Raw genomic sequence first — 3,093 nt, forward strand, 5'->3', positions numbered from 1 at the left:
TTTACGCTCATGACCAGCTGCTCCCGCTCCTGCTGTTGTTGCTGCAGATTCTGACTCACCTGCTATTTTTCCGTCCGGGCTTCCTGTTGTGGCGTGAATGCCGGCGCAGGTGCTGCATGGAGTGGGGTGAAACAGATAATATGACTGTCGTAACGATCCTTTCTGAAAAATCGTTTCTGTCTAGAATGGTTGTAGGACAGAGCTTGTGTAAAGGTCTGCTTTGAGCGAAGAGCGGACATTTTGTCTATAACGGGTAGTACGCTGTAACGGCTAATAGTCATTCATAGCATTTTGACTGCATCATCTAACCAGTCTGGAAGATGTTCCTTATACCAGTTGAGATATAAAGGGAATGCTGCCTTTTGCCGCTCATTAAGTAGTAAAATTACTTCAGTGACAATCCATGCTTTGGCAATGGCAATTTCTCTCGCTAACTCTTTAAAATTATGATGAAAAGATAGCTGGCAATAGCGTTCAGCAATATCAATAAACGTTTGCTTCGTACCCATACCTTTTAGCAGAGGGGCCAGGTCGATAGCGGGACTACCTTTTCCAAACCTTTCCCAGTCGAAAAGAACTAAATCGCCGTTTTCTCTTCTTCCCCAATTGCCAGCATTGCTATCGCCAGAAACCAGGTTTTGGTCACCAAACAAAATATCACTACATTTCTTAAACAGCCGTAGCTGCTGTGCACTTTTATCAGGTAATGCCAGGAGGATGAGTGATTTTTCGAGCGCTAATTGTGACCATAAGTGAGTGTGGTAACGCCATTCAGAATTCGCAGGAGAACAATGCAAGCGTCCCAACATAACGATGACGTCATCATTTACGACATCGAACTGTTCAACCTTGTGAGGAATATATTCCATTCTTAACTTGCGCAAGGTGGCGTCAGCGGACAAGAGCTTTGGGGTCGCAATGCCTGCCTGATTAAGCTCCGTTGCAGCATATTGATAAAAACTGTACTCAACCTCTCCAACAGGACATTTCTCAATAACTGTATGTCCGCATTCACTTTTACTCAGCACTACTTTCGCGGTGCCCATTTTGGATAAATCGGTGGCAGACATACACTATCTCTTCAGAATTAGTGGGTTGGTCGCTCTAGTTTTAAGTGTACTGCAAATTGATAGTTTCGCGGGCTATGTTAATGACATCATCAACATTTTGTTAGGTTGGTAACTTCCACTCCTGTCACCCAGTTGAAAAGCCTGTGGCGCATAAGGTCTACTTTGAGCGAAGGGTAGACATTTTACATCTGTTGACGAAGTAATCATCATGAGTTGAATATATCATCCCAGTTACACAATTCTTGAAAGGGGGCCGATAGTGCTGATCTACGACGTTTTTGGACGACATATTGGGGTCAAGCGTCAAGGTGGTCGCTGGCTGGTATTCCACGCAGACCTGACAGAACGAAAATTCTCCCGGCTTTACGACATTGCTATTCCGGACGATATGACAGAAGACGAGATACTGGGCTGGCTGGGTGACATTCTCCATGAAGCAGCAACAGAGCGTCATCCTGATGTGAAACGTATCGAATAGGAATCTGTCAGATACACGCTCCTCACTATTATGGGGTTTACCACTAATCCATCAATGTCCGCATTTGGCACAGAGCAGACATGCGTGCATTGCACGGTCTGCTTTGAGCGAGGAGCAGACCTTACACTGTAATCAGTAATGGCTGGGATGCAGAGTTGCTGGAATGCATGTCTACCAAAGTAGTGGCTATTCTGTGGAAACAGTTAATTACTATAGCTTAGATAATTAAGCAGCGTCTCCGTTCGCAACTCTAGTCAGAATTTATCGTTCGGATGTACTAAGGGTATCCGGATCACCGCCACGGCCATGAAAGAGTAAAGACTCGATATTAGTATACACATCACCGTACTGGTTAAATATCTCTGAGTTGATACCCATCACTGAGGTCAGCTTCCAAATTTATTAAATTGATCAGCAATGAAATCAATATACTCACTACCTTGACCGTTACGCCTGAATTTTTGTTGCCCCGCGAAATCTATATCAGGTAAAAAATGAATTATCTGGTTACCTTCATATAGTTTCAAAGGGGAATAAAATGACAATGATTTATCAAGTAATAATTGACGTACTCCTGATATTGCACTACCAATCAAAACATCACATAATTGAACCGCAGGGCTTAGCTTTGAATCAACTTGTTGTACATGATCTAGCTTTAATGGGAATTTAATACTAGCAATTTCAGACATTTTAAACTCTGCTGGCGTCTGACATTTGATAAGCATGGAAAGATATTCATTGTATTGTAAAAGATTTTTAGATCGATCATGCTCGATACTATATGGTCCCTCTGACATTAATTCAGTACGTGATATTAGTGCTTGAAGAATAATAAATGCAGCATCAGTAGAAATATTTGGATTAATTATTGCCTCAATGCAATCTGGATGTCCCAAAGCTAGAGGCCCCAGTACTTCGGGTAATAACTGCCAGTTCACGGCCCTAACGCTCTCAATAAGGGCATTTACTGCTGTATGCGTTTTTTCATGCATCGCATTTTGAAAAGATATTAGGATATTATCAAAATCGCTACCAAAGTAGCTTTGGCAAACATAGTAAGTCATTGATGCCATAGAGACATTCCCACCATTCTCGTACAGATTTATCCCATGGTCATAGTAAAAAGGCTCTACAGCATACTCAATAAACATTTGAATCAGAATAAAACGCTTATCTGCAACACAGGTTACACATGGGAAATTAGCAAGAAGTTCTTGTTGCAAAGTAAAAATTGGCTTTTGATAACTATCTCTCTTTTTAAGCGATGTAAATTTTAATTCAGGGGCTTTGCGTTTAGGGAAATGTTGTCTGATAAGGTAGTGAGCATCGTCATGACTAATCTTAACAGCGCTGGCCCCTTGCCAAGGTTGCGACTTTTGAAGAAGATCACGCCCAGTGTAGCCAGACTCATCAATTGAAAATATGCTCATTTATCCTGTGTCCATAGCTGTTGTCACAACCAAAATACCCTTTTGGATAGCGTTGCGCTATAGCCTTACACCCGATAAATTGAGATCCATCGATGCGAGCAACATCCGCTTC

The 3,093-nt window shown here is 42.1% G+C and carries 4 protein-coding genes; 2 read left to right on the top strand and 2 right to left on the bottom strand.

Annotated elements, in window-relative coordinates; all coding sequences use genetic code 11:
• The coding region (locus tag ENTHG_RS26250; RefSeq protein WP_222860432.1) for a hypothetical protein at nucleotides 1-224 on the top strand (224 nt) is incomplete at its 5' end.
• A 57-nt stretch (nucleotides 225-281) separates the two neighbouring features.
• Here ENTHG_RS26250 and ENTHG_RS23380 read toward each other — a convergent pair.
• Nucleotides 282-1,070: a phosphotransferase family protein gene (locus ENTHG_RS23380; RefSeq protein WP_044185869.1), complete on the bottom strand. Its 789-nt coding sequence runs from the start codon at nucleotides 1,068-1,070 to the stop codon at nucleotides 282-284.
• A 259-nt stretch (nucleotides 1,071-1,329) separates the two neighbouring features.
• Between ENTHG_RS23380 and ENTHG_RS23385 the strand changes: the two genes are divergently transcribed.
• Nucleotides 1,330-1,548, top strand: coding sequence for a DUF7661 family protein (locus ENTHG_RS23385; protein ID WP_044185871.1), 219 nt, complete (start codon nucleotides 1,330-1,332; stop codon nucleotides 1,546-1,548).
• A 386-nt stretch (nucleotides 1,549-1,934) separates the two neighbouring features.
• Here the strand turns inward: ENTHG_RS23385 and ENTHG_RS23390 are convergent, their stop codons facing one another.
• On the bottom strand, nucleotides 1,935-2,981 hold the full coding sequence (locus ENTHG_RS23390; RefSeq protein WP_044185873.1) for a DUF3800 domain-containing protein: 1,047 nt from the start codon (nucleotides 2,979-2,981) through the stop codon (nucleotides 1,935-1,937).
• Nucleotides 2,982-3,093: the final 112 nt, after the last annotated feature.

Source organism: Phytobacter massiliensis JC163 (genome assembly GCF_000321045.1).
Classification (GTDB): domain Bacteria; phylum Pseudomonadota; class Gammaproteobacteria; order Enterobacterales; family Enterobacteriaceae; genus Phytobacter_A; species Phytobacter_A massiliensis.